Below are 17,919 nucleotides of genomic sequence, written 5' to 3' on the forward strand. Positions count from 1 at the left end.
GCCTCACGTCGTGGCACACGCGCGCGAACCGCGCGATGCGCGACACATCGACGCCTACGTCCTTCCATGGCCCACTTCTCGTGCTTCCCCGGTGCTTCGGCGCTTTCCGATTTCCGTCAAACCCGCCTGCTCGAAACGCTTGCCCGCATCGACTCGAACATCGTCGGCGTGCGCGGTCAGTACCTGCACTTCGTCAACGCGCTCACGCCGCTCTCGGCGCAGGACAACGAGCGGATCGAGGCGCTCTTGCACTACGGTGAGCCGTTCGCGGCCGGCGAGGTGCGCGGCGCCCAAGAAACGTTCCTCGTGCTGCCGCGCATCGGCACGGTCTCGCCGTGGGCCAGCAAGGCGACCGATATCGCGCACCACTGCGGCCTCGAGCACCTGCGCCGCATCGAGCGCGGCATCGAATTCACGGTTGTGCTGAAAACGGGGCTGCTCGGCGGCAAGAAGGCGCTGTCCGACGAGGCGCGAGCGGCCGTGGCCGCCGCGCTGCACGATCGCATGACCGAAAGCGTCGTCGCCTCGCGTGAGGAGGCCTGGCATTTGTTCGACGAATTGCCGGCCAAGCCGCTCGCGACCGTGGACATCCGTGCGCACGGCCGCGCGGCGCTCGAGCGGGCCAATGGCGAGCTCGGGCTCGCGTTGGCCGACGACGAAATCGACTACCTCGTCGATGCGTTCTCCAAGCTCGGCCGCAACCCGACCGACGTCGAACTCATGATGTTCGCCCAGGCGAACAGCGAGCACTGCCGGCATAAGATTTTCAATGCGCAATGGACGATCGACGGCGAGGCGCAAGACATCTCGCTGTTCCAAATGATCAAGAACACCGAGAAGCTCAATCCGCAAGGCACGATCGTCGCCTACTCGGACAACTCGGCGATCATGGAAGGCGGCCCGGCCGAGCGCTGGTTCCCGCGTCCGGCCCCAGCGGGCGCGAGCGGCGCGCTCGGCGAGCACTACGGGCGCCACGTCGAGCTCACGCATACGTTGATGAAGGTCGAGACGCACAACCACCCGACGGCGATTTCGCCGTTCGCGGGCGCGGCGACGGGCGCGGGCGGCGAAATCCGCGATGAGGGCGCGACGGGCCGCGGCGCGCGGCCGAAGGCGGGCCTGACCGGTTTCACGGTGTCGAACCTCGAATTGCCCGGTGCGATCGAGCCGTGGGAGAACGCGCGTGATTGCGCGCAACCGCCTGCGCTGCGCAATCCGAACGAGCGGCACGCGGCCTACGGCCGTCCGGACCGCATCGCCTCGCCCCTGCAGATCATGATCGACGGGCCGCTCGGCGGCGCCGCGTTCAACAACGAATTCGGCCGCCCCAATCTAGGCGGCTACTTCCGCGTCTACGAGCAAAACGTCGGCGGTCAAGTGCGCGGTTATCACAAGCCGATCATGATCGCGGGCGGGATCGGCAATATTTCCGATGGGCATACGCATAAGCGCGATCTGCCCGCGGGCTCGCTGCTCGTGCAGATCGGCGGTCCGGGCATGCGCATCGGCATGGGCGGCGGCGCGGCCAGTTCGATGGCAACGGGCGCGAATACGGCCGAACTCGATTTCGATTCGGTCCAGCGCGGCAATCCTGAGATCGAACGGCGCGCGCAGGAAGTCATCAACGCCTGCTGGCAGCTCGGCGCGAACAATCCGATCTTGAGCATCCACGACGTCGGGGCGGGCGGTCTGTCGAATGCGTTCCCGGAACTCGTCGACGGCGCGGACAAGGGCGCGCGCTTCGAACTGCGCCAGGTGCAGCTCGAGGAAAGCGGTCTGTCGCCACGCGAAATTTGGTCGAACGAGGCGCAGGAGCGGTACGTCCTGGCCATTGCGCCGGCCGATCTGCCGGCGTTCGAGGCGATCTGCGCGCGCGAGCGTTGCCCGCTCGCCGTGGTGGGCGTCGCGACCGAGGAGCGGCAACTGCAATTGATCGATGCGCAAGCCGAAGGCGAGGCCGCGTATCCGGTCGATATGCCGATGGATGTCCTGCTCGGCAAGCCGCCGCGCATGCATCGCGATGTGACGCGCGTCGCCGCCGAGCGTGCGAGCGTCGACGTCACGGGCCTCGCCCTCTCCGAGGTCGCCGTCTCGGTGCTCAAGCATCCGACGGTCGCCAGCAAGTCGTTCTTGATCACGATCGGCGATCGTTCGGTCGGCGGCACGAGCGTGCGCGACCAACTCGTCGGACCATGGCAAGTGCCGGTGGCCGACTGCGCGATCACGGCGGCCGATTACGCGAGCTTCCGCGGCGAGGCCATGACGATGGCCGAGCGCACGCCGCTCGCCGTGATCGACGCCCCGGCGTCGGGCCGCATGGCGGTGGGCGAAGCCATCACGAATATCGCTAGCGCCCCGATCGCCTCGCTCGACAAGCTCAAGCTGTCGGCGAACTGGATGGCGGCTTGCGGCACGGCCGGCGAAGACGCCGCGCTGTTCGATACCGTCAAGGCGATCGGCATGGAACTGTGCCCGGCGCTCGGTATCAGCATTCCCGTCGGCAAGGACTCCTTGTCGATGAAGACGAAGTGGGACGAGCAAGGCGTGGCGAAGGAAGTCGTCGCACCGGTTTCGCTGATCATCTCCGCGTTCGCGCCCGTCGAAGACGTTCGCCGCCACTTGACGCCGCAGTTGCGCCGGCACGACGAGGTGGGCGATTCGGTCTTGATCGCAATCGATCTCGGCCGAGGCAAGAACCGCCTCGGCGGCAGCATCCTCGCGCAGGTCACGCAGCAAGTGGGCGATAGCGTGCCCGACGTGGACGATCCCGAGGATTTGAAACGCTTTTTCGCGGCCATCCAGTCGCTCAATGCGAGCGGCCATCTGCTCGCGTACCACGACCGTTCCGACGGCGGCCTCTGGGCCAGCGTCTGCGAGATGGCCTTCGCGGGGCACGTGGGCGTATCGCTGAACGTCGACATGCTCACGCTCGATGCCGGGCACGAGTTCGACTACGGCGATGCGAAGGATTGGGCGAAGCAAACGAGCGGCCGGCGCGACGATCAAACCTTGCGCGCGCTGTTCTCGGAGGAATTGGGCGCGGTCGTTCAAGTGCGCGCCGCCGATCGCGATGCCGTGCTGGCCGCGCTGCGCGAACAGGGGCTGGGTGCTTGCTCGCATGTGATCGGCAAGCTCAACGAACGCGACGTCATCGAAATCTATCGCGACGCGAAGAAGATCTATGAGGCGCCGCGCGCCGAGTTGCATCGCGCATGGAGCGAAGTGAGCTGGCGCATCTCGCGTCTGCGCGACAATCCCGCGTGCGCCGACGCCGAGTACGAGATGCTGCTCGACGCGAACGATCCCGGCATTACGCCGCATCTGACGTTCGATCCGAACGAGGATGTCGCGGCGCCGTTCTTGAACGTCGGCGCGCGTCCGCGCATTGCCATCTTGCGCGAGCAGGGCGTCAATTCGCATCTGGAAACGGCGTACGCATTCGATCGCGCGGGCTTCGACGCCTACGACGTCCATATGAGCGATCTGCTGTCGGGCCGCGCCACGTTGACCGACTTCAAGGGCGCGGTGGCCTGCGGCGGCTTCTCGTACGGCGACGTGCTCGGTGCCGGCGAAGGCTGGGCGAAGACGATCCGGTTCAATCAGCAATTGGCCGATATGTTCGCGGCCTTCTTCGGACGAGCCGATACGTTTGCCCTCGGTATCTGTAACGGTTGCCAGATGATGAGCAGCTTGGCCTCGATGATTCCGGGCGCCGACGCATGGCCGAAGTTCACGCGCAACAAGTCGGAGAAGTTCGAAGCGCGCTTCTCGTTCGTGCGCGTGGAATCGTCGCCGTCGATTTTCTTTGCCGGTATGGAAGGCTCGCGTATTCCGGTGGCGATCGCGCACGGCGAAGGCTTCGCCGACTTCTCGCAGCAGGGCGACGCCTCGCGCGTGGCCGTGGCGATGCGCTTTGCCGACCATCATGGCGAAGCGACGGAGCGCTATCCGTTCAACCCGAACGGCTCGCCGCACGGGATCACGTCCGTCACGACGCCCGACGGCCGCTTCACGGTCCTCATGCCGCACATGGAGCGCGTCCACCGCACGGTGACGATGAGCTGGCACCCCGAAGGGTGGGGCGAGGCGAGTCCGTGGATGCGCGTGTTCCGTAACGCGCGGCGTTGGCTGGGATAAATCCCGGCGCCCTAAAACGACAATGCCGCCCTCGGGCGGCATTGTCGTTTCCAGCTAGCCGTGTCGTTAAAGACCGGCGGCGGCGACTTACTGAATCTTCGCCTTCGCGCGCAGATTCTGTTCGAACGCCTGCACCTTCTCTTGCTGGATCTGCTGAACGATTTGGCCCTTGACCTGATCGAGCGGCGGCGGGGTGATGTTGCGGATATCGTCCACACGAATAATGTGCCAGCCGAATTGCGTATGCACCGGCGCATCCGTCATCTGGCCTTTCTGCAGCTTCTCGGCCGCGGCGGCGAATTCAGGCACGTAGGTGTGCGGGTTCGCCCAGTCGAGGTCGCCGCCGTTCTTGCCCGATCCCGGATCCTTCGAGAACTGCTTGGCCAGATCTTCGAACTTGGCGCCGCCCTTGATCTTCGCGATCAAGTCTTTCGCTTGCTGCTCGTTGTCCACGAGGATGTGATGCAAGTGATATTCCTTGCCGCCGGCTTGCTTGACGAGGTCGTCGTAGCGCGCCTTCACTTCGGCATCGGTCGGCTTGTTCTTCGCCGCGTAGTCTTCGATCAGCGAATGCAAGACGACGCTTTGCTGAGCCACCGCGATTTGCGCCTTCACGTCGGGGCGATTCGGAATGCCCTCGCGCACGGCTTCTTGCATGAGAATTTCGCGATTGACGAGTTCGTCGCGAACGGCTTGGTGCAGTTGCGGCGTGTCTTGCTGACCTTGCTTGACGAGTTGGCTCACAAGCGCGTCGGCGCGCGATTTCGGAATGGCCGTGCCGTTGACGACGGCGATGTTCTGCGCGAAAGCCGGGGCGGCAGCGAAAGCAGCCAGCATCACCCAGAGACGGGTCTTTTTGTGGGTCATCGGAAGTTCCTAGCGTTCCTGTCGAAATGAATCGGTTCAGTCAGCGCGCCTCCGCGAAGGAGGCGCTAGAGGTTCAACCCTGCGACGATGCAAGTCTCACGCGCCGGGTAGCCGCGCAAATTCCTCGGGCGTGTAGGCCATGATCGCAAGCGCATGAATCCCGCGTTGCATCACGTCGGCCAGCGCATCATACACTAGCCGATGCCTCGCCACGCGGGGCTTACCCGCGAACGCGGCCGCCACGATCGTCACCGTGTAATGCCCGCCGGCCGCGGCGCCGGCATGACCGGCGTGCTGCGCGCTATCGTCGCGCACGGCGACCGATTCGGGACAAAGGGCGGCGCCAAGGCGAGCCTCGATAAACGCGATGCGCGCGTCGGGCGAGGCATCGAGAAATTCGAAGGACGTGCTCATTGCTCCTCCTCCTTCATGTATTTCGCGAGCCAAAGACTTTGGATGACGATGAAGACGATCATCGCGCCCGTCGTCCCGAACAGCTTGAAGTTGACCCACTGCGCCTCGGTAAAGTTGCCGACGACATAAAGATTGGCCACGCCGAGCGCGACGAAAAACAGCGCCCAGGCAATGTTCAGCTTGTCCCAGACCGCATGCGGCAACGTGAGTTGCTTGCCCATCATCGATTCGATGACGTTCTTGCGGAAACCGTAACGCGCCACGGTCAAGCCGACGGCAAAGAGCCAATACAGCGCGGTCGGCTTCCATTGGATGAATTTCTGATTGTGCAATACGAGCGTGGCGCCGCCGAATACGACGATCACGCCCAAGCTGACCCAGAGCATCGGATCGACCTTGCGGTGCCGAAAGGCGACCCAGGCGACCTGCAAGAGCGTTGCCGCGATGGCGACGGCCGTGGCCGTGAAAATGCCCCAGAGCTTGAATGCGACGAAAAACAGGATGATCGGGAAAAGATCGAAAAGAAATTTCATGAAGGCCGAAGAGTCCGAAAGCGTCGATGGACGGGGCGCGCCCGGCGCCTAGGCGCCCGCCCATCGCCGCGCGCGGCGCGGCGAGGCAAAGGCGATGGGCGCTACTTGGGCTCGAATTGTAGCGCAGCCGAATTGATGCAGTAGCGCAGGCCGGTCGGCGCCGGGCCGTCCTCGAATACATGGCCGAGATGGGCACCGCACTGCTTGCAGCGCACCTCGATACGCAGCATGCCGTGCGAGCGATCGGTCTTTTCCTCGATGACCTCGCCGTTGATCGGCTTGAAGTAACTCGGCCAGCCGCAGCCTGCGTCGAACTTCGTGGACGATTCGAACAGCGGCGTGCCGCAGCAGACGCAGTCGTAGACGCCGCCCTCCCAATGATCCCAATAGCGGCCCGTGAAGGGGCGCTCCGTCGCGGCATGCCGCGTGACTTCGTATTCGATGTCGGACAACTGTTCGCGCCAAGCCTCATCGCTCTTCTTGACCTCGTAGGCATCGCGCGAGGCGTCGGAGGAATCGGTGAAAGCAGTCGGACGTTCGTTCATGAGATGTGTCTCCGTTTAACGATGACGGCGCAGCGCGTGGCGCGCCGGGTGAGTGGCATCGGCCGGCCCCTGCATCGGCTAATACGTTGCCGGCGCGCGTTCGGATGCAAAGCGCGGCTCGGCACGGACAGAACGAGACAGCGGCGAACGGGCTCGGTTCACGACGAGCAGCTCACTTCGAGGGAGCCGGCCCACTCCGGCGGCAGCGCCGCATAGGCCTCGTTTTCGGGCTGCTCGTCGAAAGGGCGGCGTAAAACGGCCGCGAGCCGCTCGACTTCCGAAAAGTCTTTTTCCTTCGCTCGGCGGATTGCCGTCTCCGCGAGGTGATTGCGCAAAACGAACTTCGGATTGACGCGGTTCATCGCCTCGCGCCGAGCCGCATCGTCGATCGGCTCGGCTGCGAGACGCGCGCGGTAATCGGCCAGCCAGCCATCGATCGCGGGCAGATCGAGGAAGAGGTCGCGCACCGGTCCGTCGCCGCTCGCGTCGTGCTTGGAGACGCGGGCTAGAGACCGGAACGTCAACGTGAAATCGGCGCGGCTCGCATGCATCAGCGCGAGCAGCCGGTCGACCAAGGCCGGATCGCCCTCGCGCAGCGTCGTCAAGCCCAGCTTGGCTTGAAAGCGCCGTTCGAGTTCGGGTGCGAAGTGGTCCTTGAAACGTTCGAGCACGCCTTGCGCATCCGCCACCGACCGCTCGGCGCGCGCGGCTTCCTCGTAACGCTCGCCTAGGAGCGGCAGCAGCGCTTGCGCGAGACAAAAGCAATTCCAATAAGCGATCTGCGGCTGCATCCGGTAGGCGTAACGGCCTTGCGTGTCGGAGTGATTGCAGATGTAGCCCGCATCGAATCCATCGACGAAACCGAAGGGGCCGTAGTCGATCGTCAGTCCGAGGATCGACATGTTGTCGGTGTTCATCACCCCGTGGCAAAAACCGACGGCTTGCCATTGCGCCACGAGCTTCGCCGTGCGCTCGACGACGCCGCCGAGCAGGGCGAGGAACGGATCCTCGGCTTCGCGGCAAGCCGGGTAGAAGCGGTCGATGACGTGCTCGGCCAAGGCCCGCAACTCGCCGGCGCGGTCGGCGGCGTAAAAGTGCTCGAAGTGGCCGAAACGAACGAAGCTCTCCGCGACGCGCGTCACGACGGCGGCCGTCTCGATCTCCTCGCGGCGCACCGGCAAGTCGGAGCCGATGATCGACAGCGCCCGCGTCGTCGGGATGCCTAGGTGGTGCATCGCCTCGGAACACAAAAATTCGCGGATCGACGAGCGCAAAACGGCGCGGCCGTCGCCCATGCGCGAGTACGGCGTGCGCCCGCTGCCTTTTAGTTGAAGCTCGAAGCGTTTGCCGGCGTGCTCCAGTTCTCCGAGCGAGAGCGCGCGGCCGTCGCCGAGCTGCCCGGCCCACACGCCGAATTGATGACCCGAGTAGACGGACGCGTACGGCAACGCCTCTGTCGGCCATTCGCGCGTCGCGTTGCCCGCGAACAGTTCGGCGAATCCTCGCTCGGACGCGATCGCGGGATCGAGCCCCAGCATGCACGCGGTCTCGCGGCTCACGCCGACCACATAAGGATCGGGCAACGGCGCCGCCGGCAAACGGGTGTGAAAGGCGCTGCCCAGCGCGGCGAAAGCGCCGGGGCGGCGGATCGATAACGCGTCGGCTAGCGACGAGATGCTTGCCGACAGTTCGGCAACGCCTGGGGAAAACGACATATTGAGGGCCTCTGGGTTACCCGATATTGTAAGTCGCCGCTTCGCGGCGCGCTGAGCGCGGCTCAAAGCGCGCGAATGCACGACGTATCGAGCTTGAAGGGCCCTAACCGTGGGAGACCGCTTTCATGCCAAAGCCGTTGCTGGGCCGGATGATGGATGTGCCGTTGAACGTATCGACGCTGCTCACGCATGCGGCGCGCTATGCGGCCGACACCGAGATCGTGTCGCGGCGCATCGAGGGCGATATTCATCGATATACGTACCGCGACTGCGAGCGCCGCGCCAAGCAACTCGCGCAAGCATTGATGCGGCTCGGCGTGGCGCCGGGCGATCGCATCGGCACGCTGGCCTGGAACGGCTATCGCCATCTCGAGGCTTACTACGGCACGACGGGCTTCGGCGCCGTCTGCCACACGATCAACCCAAGACTCTTCCCGGAGCAGATCGCCTATATCGTCAACCACGCCGACGATCGCTACGTCCTGTTCGATACGACCTTTGCGCCGCTGGTCGCCTCGCTCGCGCCGCGATGCCCGAACGTGAAAGCGTGGATCGCGCTGGCCGACGACGCGCACATGCCCGCGCTGGATGCGCCGCTGCTCGGATACGAGTCGCTCGTCGGCGCGCAGGACGGGGACTACGAATGGCCCGTTCTCGATGAGCGGCTCGCATCGTATCTTTGCTATACGTCGGGTACCACCGGTCATCCAAAGGGCGCGCTCTACTCGCATCGCTCGGTCTATTTGCATGCGATGGGCGCGGCGCTGCCCGACGCGATGGGATTTTCGGCGCGCGATTCGGTCCTGCCGGTCGTGCCGATGTTCCATGTCAACGCCTGGGGTATCCCGCACGCCGCGCCGCTGTCGGGCGCCAAGCTCGTATTTCCGGGCAAGGACCTCGACGGCAAGTCGCTGTTCGACTTGATGGAAGCCGAGCGCGTGACGTTTTCCGCGGGCGTGCCCACGGTCTGGATGAGCCTGCTTGCCCATGTGAAGTCGGCCGGCGCGCGGTTTTCGTCGCTGGAGCGCACCGTCATCGGGGGCTCGAGCTGTCCGCCGTCGATGCTGGAAACGTTCGAGGACGAATACGGCGTGCGCGTCATTCATGCATGGGGAATGACCGAGATGTCGCCGCTCGGCACGCTCGGCCGCCTCAATTGGGAGCAGTCGCAGCGCCCGCCGGCCGAGCGGCGGCGCCTGCTGCAAAAGCAGGGGACGGTCATCTGCGGGGTCGACATGAAGATCGTCGGGCCGGACGGGCGCGAGTTGCCGCGCGACGGCGTGGCATTCGGCGATCTGCACGTGCGCGGACCGTGGGTCATCGACCATTACTTTTCCAACGACGAATCGTCTGGCGAGCCTTCACCGCTCGTGGGCGGATGGTTTCCAACCGGCGATGTGGCGACGATCGACGCCGACGGCTTCCTGCAGATTACCGATCGCAGCAAAGACGTCATCAAATCGGGCGGCGAGTGGATCAGTTCGACGGACCTGGAGAACATTGCCGTTGCGCACCCCGAGGTTGCCGAGGCGGCCTGTATTGCCTGCCGCCACCCGAAATGGGACGAACGGCCGTTGCTCGTCGCCGTGAGGCGCCCGGGCTCGTCGCTCACGCGCGAGGCACTGCTTGCGTTCTACGAAGGCAAGGTAGCGAAATGGTGGATGCCCGACGACGTCGTATTCGTCGACGAACTGCCGCATACCGCGACCGGCAAACTGCTCAAACTGAAGCTGCGCGAGATGTTCCGCGATCACGCCTGGCCTGCGGCGGGCTAAAGCAACGATGGGGCAAAGCACGCCCCACATGCACGACGCTCATCCGGTTCGCCACGCACGCGGCCTCGGAACTGCACGATCGTTCTATTGTGTGTATCCTAGCCTGCACGACGAGGGGCGCGACCGCCACGTCGTTCAACCAGGAGGCACTCCGATGGCAGTGGACTATACGATCCGCGACGGCGTGGCCGTCTTCATGCTCGATCATCGCTCCCGCAACGACACGCTCGACGACGCCGCGCGAGAAGCGTTCGTTGCAATGCTCGAACGCGTGGCCGTCGAGCCCGGCGTCATTGCGATCGCACTCGCCGGCGGAAGCGGCGTCCTGCCTGCCTCGGCCGACTCGGCCGGACCCACGCTCGCGGAGGTCGTGTCGGCCGTTAGAGCTGGCACCGCGTTCGATTTCGATTGGTTCGTGGACCTCGCCGATACTCCGGTCAGCCGCGCGCTGCGCCATGGATTCGTCGCCGAGCGAGCGGCTGCGCAGATCCCCGACGTGCCGGCCGGCACGCCGCCGCCGCGCGTCGCGCGCGTGGCCGTGATCGGCGCCGGCACGATGGGCGGCGGCATCGCCATGAATTTCATCAACGCGCGATTGCCGGTCGTACTCGTGGAAGCAGGCGAGCAAGCGCTCGAACGCGGTCTAGCGACGATTCGGCGCAACTACGATGCATCGGTCAAAAAGGGCAAGCTGACCGAGGCCGAGCGCGACGCCCGTTTGGCGCTCCTCTCGCCGGCACTCTCGTTCGACGCGATCGCCGATGCCGACCTCGTCATCGAAGCCGTCTTCGAAGAGATGGGCGTCAAGGAGGCCGTGTTTCGCCAACTCGATGCCTTCGCCAAACCGGGCGCGATCCTCGCCACCAATACGTCGACGCTCGACGTCGATCACATCGCTCGGATGACGAACCGGCCCGAGGACGTCGTCGGTATGCATTTTTTCAGCCCGGCCAATGTGATGAAGCTGCTCGAAGTCGTACGCGGCGAGGCGACCGCGAAGGACGTGCTGGCCACGGTCATGCGCATTGCAAGGACGATCGGAAAGACGGCGGTCGTATCGGGTGTCTGCGACGGCTTCATCGGCAATCGGATGATCGAACAGTATTTCCGGCAAGCGCTGTTCATGCTCGAGGAAGGCGCCATGCCGGAACAGATCGACGGCGCGATAGAGCGCTTCGGCTTTGCGATGGGGCCGTTCCGGATGAGCGACTTGGCAGGCAACGACATTAGTTGGGCGATTCGCAAACGCCGCTATCGCGAAATGCCGTCGCTGCATTATCCGCGTGTGGCCGATCGGCTTTGCGAGGCGGGCCGTTTCGGCCAAAAGACGGGCGCGGGCTGGTACGACTACGAGGGCGGTACGCGCGAACCGCGCGTATCGACCGTCGTCACCGAGATGATCGTCGAACATTCGGGCAGTATCGGCTGCGCCCGACGTGCGATCGCCGACGACGAAATCGTCGAGCGGCTGGTCTACGCGCTCGTCAACGAAGGCGCGAAAATCCTGGCCGAGGGCATCGCGTCGAAAGCGTCGGATCTTGACGTCGTCTATCTGAACGGCTACGGTTTTCCGGCCTCGCGCGGCGGCCCGATGTACTACGCCGACGCCGTGGGGCTCGACCGAGTGGAGCAGGCGGTCCGCCGGTACGCTTCGCAGGTGAACGGCGACGGCTGGGAGATCGCGCCGCTCGTTGTCGAGTTGGCGCGTGCGGGACGGCGCTTCGGGAGCTGGGGAACTTAGCTTGGTGCGCTCTGCGCGCGACGATGCGGGGGATTGATCCATGAAAGGTTCCGGCGACGTACTGCTCGTCGTAGACGTCCAAAACGATTTCATGCCGGGCGGTGCGCTGGCCGTGCCGAATGGAGACGAAATCGTACCGATCGTGAACCCCCTCGCAGCCGAGTTCGAGCATGTGGTGCTGACGCAGGACTGGCATCCGCGCGATCACCTCTCGTTTGCCGCCAGTCATGAGGGCCGGCGGCCGTTCGAAACGGTGACGCTCGACTACGGCGAGCAAGTCCTGTGGCCCGTTCATTGCGTCCAGGATACGCGGGGCGCGGCCTTGCACGACGACCTCGATATCGCGCACGCGAGGCTCGTCATCCGCAAAGGATACCGGCGCGGCGTCGACAGTTACTCCGCCTTCGTCGAAGCCGACCGCAAGACGCCCACGGGGCTCGCGGGTTACTTGCGCGAGCACCGTGTGACGCGCGTCTGGTGCTGCGGGCTCGCCACCGATTACTGCGTCGCGTGGTCCGCGCTCGACGCGCGCTCGGCGGGATTCAACGTGGTCGTGGTCGAGGACGCCTGTCGCGCCATCGATCTCGACGGTTCATTGGCGCGCGCTCGCCTGCAACTGGACGCCGCGGGCGTGACGCGGATGAACGCCGCAGAAGTGACGGCCCATATATAGGGAGATCGCACGACGTGAACTACTACACCGAACACCGCTACCTCGAGCCGCGCGATCTGACGCCGGCCCGAACCCCCGAGCGTTACGCCGCCGTCGTCGGTACGGCCGTGCTTTCGACCGAGCATGAAATCAACGGCCGAGACGGCGAGCACTGGCAGTTCTACGTCGATACGGGTAACGGCGTCAGGTATCAAGTCGATGTGAACATCCAATCGAGCGACGGCGAAGCCACCGAGATGTATGTCGGCGCCGAGAACTTGGACCCCACCGGCGTCTCGCCCGACGAGCCCTACGGCTCGCCCCAATACGGCGTATTCCCGGCTTCGCTGAGCTACGCCGCGATCGGCCTTGCCGACGCGATGTTCGAGCCCGTGGATTCGCTGCGCATCCGCCAGCAACTCGAAGCGGCGCTCGGCCAGTCGGTCTTCGTCGCCGTCTATGGGTTCGTGTTCGACGACGGCGGCCCGCGCGGCAAAGGCATTCACGAGACGCACCTGAACGTGAAGCATACCGACGAGGACGGCGCGCTCGCGATCTACGGCAAAGACGCGAAAGGGCAACCGCAACGCACGTGGTTCTTCTTTAAGTTCGCCGAGGATCACATCGCAGCGAGCTGAATTTGGGCTGCGTATGCGCGCGATGCCCATGCGCATGGCCATGTGCGTCTCTCATTAACATTCCGTAACAACACTGGCGTCGCACCGCATTTTCGAGACGATTACAGTGCCTCGCTCGATCCGCGCGCCGTGACGTTATGCATGTCGCCGCGGTATATCACCGCTGCCGGCTGGCGCATGACGGGCCGGTAGCCGACGCCGAGCGCCTATCGCGGCGCCACGATCCACGCATGTCCAAACTTCGATATCGCCGGCTCTTGGCCGGCGCGAGCGCACTTGGCGCCTTGAGCCTCGCGATTGCCGGTTACCGGCACTTCACGTCGAATGAGGCGCCGCCTTATCTGACCGCAAAGGTCGAACGGGCCGATCTGGAGGATGCCGTACTGGCGGTAGGGACGCTCTACGCGCACCGTCAAGTCGACGTCGGCGCGCAGGTCTCCGGGCAATTGAAGGCCTTGAAAGTCGAACTCGGCGATCAAGTGCGGGAAGGTCAGTTGCTGGCTGAAATCGATCCGACGCTGCTCGAGCACGCCCTCAAGCAATCGCAAGCGCAGGAACGGTCGCTACAGGCGCAGCGCTCCGCGGCCCAAGCCCGCCTGCGCCAGGCAGCCCTCGCCGCCGAGCGCGAGCGCCAGCTATGGGCGCGCGAGGCCACATCGCGTGAAGCACTCGAGCGCGCGCAAGCGCAGTGGGAGGTCGAGCGCGCCAATCTGAACGAACTCGACGCGCGCTGCAATGGCGCGCGCATCGAAGTGGACAAAGCACGGGCCAATGCGGCCTATACCCGAATCATCGCGCCGATGTCGGGCGAAGTCGTGGCGATCGTGACTCGCCAAGGCCAAACGGTGATTGCGGAACAACAGGCTCCGGTCATTCTGAAACTTGCCGATCTCGACACGATGACGGTCAAGGCGCAGATTTCCGAGGCGGACGTATTGCGCGTGGCCCCCGGCGAGCCCGTCCATTTCACGGTGCTGGGCGATCCCGATACCCGCTACGAGGGCAAGATCCGCGCGATCGAGCCCGCGCCTCAGGATTTCGCCGAGCCGTCGAGCCCGGGGGCCGGCGGGCAATCGGCCGGCAGTCCGTCGCGAGGCGGTGCGGCGGTGTTTTACAACGCCTTGTTCGAAGTGCCGAACCCCGATCACCGGCTGCGTATTTCGATGACGGCGCAAGTGTCGATCGTGCAAGGCGCGGCGGAAGGGGCGCTCGTCGTGCCGGCCTCCGCGCTGGGCGTAAAAGCGCCCGACGGTGCCGTCGCCGTACGTGTGCTGGCCGACGGGAACAAGGTCGAAACGCGCCAGGTGCGCGTGGGCATGAACAATCAAGTCAAGGCGCAAGTCCTCGCGGGCCTGCGCGAAGGTGAGCGCGTCATCGTCGGCGATGCGCCGGATCACGAGGCGGCAGCCTCGAACGGCGAAGAGAGTTGAAATGACCGAGCCGCTGCTGGTGTTAAACGGCGTGACGCGCCGCTACCGTTCCGGCGACAAGGAGATCGAAGTATTGCGCGGCATCGATCTCACGATCGCGGCCGGCGAATTCGTGGCCATCATGGGCGCCTCCGGCTCGGGCAAGTCGACGCTGATGAACGTGCTGGGTTGCCTCGATCGGCCGAGCGCAGGCCAATACCGCGTCGGCGGCATCGACGTCCGCCGCTTGGAGCCCGACGCGCTCGCCCAACTGCGTCGCGAACGTTTCGGCTTCATATTTCAGCGGTATCACTTGATGCCGCATCTCACGGCGGCCGACAACGTCCAAGTCCCTTCCGTCTACGCCGGCACGCCGAGGGCGACGCGCGTGCCGCGCGCGCAAGCGTTGCTCGCGAAATTGGGCCTGGCCGAGCGCGCGGGGCACCGTCCGAACCAGCTCTCGGGCGGCCAGCAGCAGCGCGTGAGTATCGCGCGCGCGTTGATGAACGATGCCGACGTCATCTTGGCCGACGAACCGACCGGCGCGCTCGATAGCCGCAGCGGCGGCGAAGTCATGCGCATCCTTTGCGAGTTGCACGCGGCAGGCCGTACGGTCGTGATCGTAACGCACGACGAACACGTGGCCGCACACGCACGGCGGATCGTCGAGATGCGCGACGGGGCAATCGTCGCCGATCGGCGGAGCGATGGGGCGGCCGTGGCCGAAAGACGCGACGATGCGCCGGTATCCGCGCGAGCCGCCGGGCCCGCGGGTCGTCTCCGGCCGATGACGTCTCGTCTCGCGCAAGCGTTCGCCACGGCTTGCGCGGCACTGCTGGCGCATCGGTTACGTACGATGCTGACGATGCTCGGCATCGTGATCGGGATTATGGCGGTCGTCTCCATCGTCGCGGTCGGTGAGGGCGCCAAGCGTTATATGCTCGATGAGATCGGCGCGATGGGCACCAATACGATCGATATCTATCCGGGACGCGATTGGGGCGACAGCGATGCGAGCCAAATCAAAACGTTGGTTCCCGCCGATGCCGAGGCGCTCGGCAACGAGCCTTACGTGGACAGCGTTACGCCGCGCGTGTACCGGACCGCGACGGTCCGTCACGGCAACGTCGACGTTCAGGCGACGGTCAGCGGCGTGGGCGAGCATTTGTTTCGCGTACGCGGACTGGCGCTGGCCGAGGGCATCGCGTTCGATTCCGAGGCGGTGCGCCGCAACGCCCAGGTCGCCGTGATCGATGCGAATGCCCGCCGCAAGCTGTTCGGCGCGCGCGGGCAAGCCATCGGCAAAACGATCCTCGTCGGCAATGTGCCCTGCGTCGTCATCGGGGTGGCCGCCGAAAAGAGTGGGATGTGGGGCGGCGGCATGAATGAGTTGACGGTATGGGTGCCTTACACGACAGCCGGCGCGCGAATCGTCGGCGCGCGCCGCCTCGACGGCATCATCGTGCGGATCAAGGCTGGACAGCCAAGCGAGGCCGCCGAGCGCGGCATCGTCGATCTCCTGACCCGCCGTCATGGCCGCAAAGACTTCTTTACCTACAACATGGATACCGTCGTCAAGACGGTCCGGGCGACCGGGCGTACGCTGACGCTGCTGCTCTCGCTGATCGCCGTCGTCTCGCTCGTGGTCGGAGGAATTGGCGTAATGAACATCATGCTCGTGTCCGTGACCGAGCGCACGCGTGAGATCGGCATCCGCATGGCGGTCGGTGCGAGGCGCAGCGACGTGATGTTGCAGTTTCTCGTCGAAGCCGTGCTGGTCTGTCTGATGGGCGGTGCCATCGGCATCGCCTTGTCGTTCGGCGCGAGCGTCGTTTTCTCGGCGTTCGTCAGTCAATGGAGCATGATTTTCTCGATCGGTTCGCTCGTTTCGGCGGTGGCGGGCTCCACGGCGATCGGCGTCGGTTTCGGCTTTATTCCCGCTCGCAATGCGGCGAGGCTCGACCCCGTCGAAGCACTGGCTCGCGATTGAACCGGAGGTATCGTGAAGTCGTTTAAACCGTTCGTCGGTTCGATCGTGGTGACCACGATGGCCCTGTTATGGCTCTCGGGTTGCGCGGTTTCAACGCGTCGTGCCGAGTGGCCTCGGCCCGAAATTCCGGCCACGTGGTCCGCGGCCGCTTCGCGCGAAACGCTCGCCGATACGTCGTCGCAGACGGCCCACCCGGCACCGGCCGATCGGTGGTGGGAGCGCTTCGGCGATCCCGGTCTGGACCGGCTCATCGAAAGGGCTTTGGCCGACAATGCGGATCTCGCGATGGCGGCTATCCGCGTACGCCGCGCACAGTTGGAAGCCGGGCTCGTCCGCGCGCAAACCGGTCCGCAAGCGGCATTGACGGCCGGCGGGGGCGTGACGAGGGCGTTTGGCGCCGATCGCGCGCGCTTCTCGACGGGCGCGAACGCGGCGTTGTCTTTCGAGCTGGACTTGTGGGGCAAGCTGGCGGCCCGGCGCGACGAAGCCACCTGGCGCGCGCAGGCGAGCGAGGCCGATCGCGACGCCGCCGCCTTGCTGTTGATCGGGACGACCGCGAAGCTGTACTGGGGCATCGGCTATTTGAACGAGGCCATCGCGCTCGACGAAGCGTCCATCGTCGACGCGCAAGAAACGGCCGCGCTGATCGAGGCGCGAGTCGCGGCGGGCGCCGCATCGCGGCTCGATGCGGCGCAAGCACGCCAGGCACTCGCGGTGCTGCGGGCCGGACTCGCGCAGGCGGTCATGGAGCGCGAAACGAAACGCAACGCATTGGCGCTGCTGCTCGATCGGCCGCCGCACGAACAGGATGCGGAGCCAGCGGGCCTGAGCAGCGCCGCGTTGCCGGCCGTCACCGCGAGTTTACCGGCCGTTGTGCTGGCCAGGCGGCCCGATCTGCGGGCGGCGGAATTACGTCTGCGAGCGCGGCTGGCCAACCTCGATGTTGCTCGGGCCTCCATGTATCCGGACATCACGCTGACAAGCGAGTTCGGCACGAGCAGCGATATGCTGCTGCGTACGTTGCAAAACCCCGTGGCATCGCTCGGCGCGGCGCTCGCATTGCCGTTCGTCCAGTGGAACGCGGTGCGGCTGAAGGCCGCGATGTCCGAGAGCGAATTCGACGAGGCCTCGATTGCATTCAGGAGGGATCTGTATGGTGCGCTGGCCGAGGTCGAGGACCTTCTAACAGCCAAAACGCAATTGGAGACGCAGGCCGATGAACGCTCTCTCGCGCTCGCCGAGGCGACGCTTGCCGTCTCGCTGATCCATACCCGCTTCGAACTAGGCACGAGCGATGCGGCGCCGTGGCTCGCGGCGCAGCAGGCGCGGCGGCTAGCCGAGCGCAACCGCGTGGCGGCCCAACTGTCGTGCCTCGAAAATCGAATCGATCTTTTTCTAGCGCTCGGAGGCGGCTAGATCGGACATAGCCATGCGGGCGACTGTCGAGTCGTAGCGAAGCGAGTATCATCCGTCGCTATCGTCCAAATCAGCGGCGAGACGAGC

General features: G+C 65.2%; 12 protein-coding genes and 1 pseudogene. 8 read left to right on the forward strand and 5 right to left on the reverse strand.

The window, feature by feature from the left end:
* Window positions 1-66: 66 nt before the first annotated feature.
* Window positions 67-4,137: a phosphoribosylformylglycinamidine synthase gene (purL, locus tag DXT59_RS25630; protein WP_116140497.1), complete on the forward strand. Its 4,071-nt coding sequence runs from the start codon at window positions 67-69 to the stop codon at window positions 4,135-4,137.
* A gap of 87 nt (window positions 4,138-4,224) precedes the next feature.
* Here the strand turns inward: purL and DXT59_RS25635 are convergent, their stop codons facing one another.
* The 5 genes from DXT59_RS25635 to DXT59_RS25655 all read right to left on the reverse strand — a co-directional run bounded on the left by DXT59_RS25635 (window position 4,225) and on the right by DXT59_RS25655 (window position 8,211).
* Entirely contained in the window at window positions 4,225-5,004 is a 780-nt protein-coding gene (locus tag DXT59_RS25635) for a peptidylprolyl isomerase (protein WP_116140499.1), read from the reverse strand.
* Window positions 5,005-5,100: 96 nt separating this feature from the next.
* Window positions 5,101-5,418 carry a BolA family protein gene (locus DXT59_RS25640; RefSeq protein ID WP_116140501.1) on the reverse strand — a complete coding sequence of 106 codons (318 nt, stop codon included), beginning with the start codon at window positions 5,416-5,418 and terminating at the stop codon, window positions 5,101-5,103.
* Window positions 5,415-5,951 carry a septation protein A gene (locus DXT59_RS25645; RefSeq protein ID WP_116140503.1) on the reverse strand — a complete coding sequence of 179 codons (537 nt, stop codon included), beginning with the start codon at window positions 5,949-5,951 and terminating at the stop codon, window positions 5,415-5,417. Before DXT59_RS25645 ends, DXT59_RS25640 begins: the two co-directional genes overlap by 4 nt.
* 101 nt (window positions 5,952-6,052) lie before the next feature.
* Window positions 6,053-6,496, reverse strand: coding sequence for a peptide-methionine (R)-S-oxide reductase MsrB (gene msrB / locus DXT59_RS25650; RefSeq protein WP_116140505.1), 444 nt, complete (start codon window positions 6,494-6,496; stop codon window positions 6,053-6,055).
* A gap of 158 nt (window positions 6,497-6,654) precedes the next feature.
* Window positions 6,655-8,211 (reverse strand): protein adenylyltransferase SelO, encoded by a 1,557-nt coding sequence (locus DXT59_RS25655; RefSeq protein ID WP_116140507.1) that lies wholly within the window; start codon window positions 8,209-8,211, stop codon window positions 6,655-6,657.
* Between the two features lie 125 nt (window positions 8,212-8,336).
* Between DXT59_RS25655 and DXT59_RS25660 the strand changes: the two genes are divergently transcribed.
* The 7 genes and pseudogenes from DXT59_RS25660 (at window position 8,337) to DXT59_RS25690 (ending at window position 17,832) form a co-directional block, all read left to right on the forward strand.
* Window positions 8,337-9,986, forward strand: coding sequence for a 3-(methylthio)propionyl-CoA ligase (locus DXT59_RS25660; RefSeq protein WP_116140509.1), 1,650 nt, complete (start codon window positions 8,337-8,339; stop codon window positions 9,984-9,986).
* A gap of 352 nt (window positions 9,987-10,338) precedes the next feature.
* Window positions 10,339-11,727, forward strand: a pseudogene (locus tag DXT59_RS25665) (3-hydroxyacyl-CoA dehydrogenase); the annotation flags it as partial.
* Between the two features lie 40 nt (window positions 11,728-11,767).
* Window positions 11,768-12,400: a bifunctional nicotinamidase/pyrazinamidase gene (gene pncA, locus DXT59_RS25670; RefSeq protein ID WP_116140513.1), complete on the forward strand. Its 633-nt coding sequence runs from the start codon at window positions 11,768-11,770 to the stop codon at window positions 12,398-12,400.
* A 14-nt stretch (window positions 12,401-12,414) separates the two neighbouring features.
* Window positions 12,415-13,017, forward strand: coding sequence for a hypothetical protein (locus tag DXT59_RS25675; RefSeq protein WP_116140515.1), 603 nt, complete (start codon window positions 12,415-12,417; stop codon window positions 13,015-13,017).
* Window positions 13,018-13,247: 230 nt separating this feature from the next.
* Window positions 13,248-14,447 (forward strand): efflux RND transporter periplasmic adaptor subunit, encoded by a 1,200-nt coding sequence (locus tag DXT59_RS25680; protein ID WP_116140762.1) that lies wholly within the window; start codon window positions 13,248-13,250, stop codon window positions 14,445-14,447.
* A gap of 1 nt (window position 14,448) precedes the next feature.
* The gene (locus tag DXT59_RS25685; RefSeq protein ID WP_116140517.1) at window positions 14,449-16,416 is read left to right on the forward strand and encodes a MacB family efflux pump subunit; all 1,968 of its coding nucleotides are present in this window, start codon (window positions 14,449-14,451) and stop codon (window positions 16,414-16,416) included.
* A gap of 12 nt (window positions 16,417-16,428) precedes the next feature.
* The gene (locus DXT59_RS25690; RefSeq protein ID WP_240324672.1) at window positions 16,429-17,832 is read left to right on the forward strand and encodes an efflux transporter outer membrane subunit; all 1,404 of its coding nucleotides are present in this window, start codon (window positions 16,429-16,431) and stop codon (window positions 17,830-17,832) included.
* Window positions 17,833-17,919: the final 87 nt, after the last annotated feature.

Origin of the sequence: Trinickia diaoshuihuensis (assembly GCF_003390925.1) — a bacterium.
Lineage (GTDB): Bacteria > Pseudomonadota > Gammaproteobacteria > Burkholderiales > Burkholderiaceae > Trinickia > Trinickia diaoshuihuensis.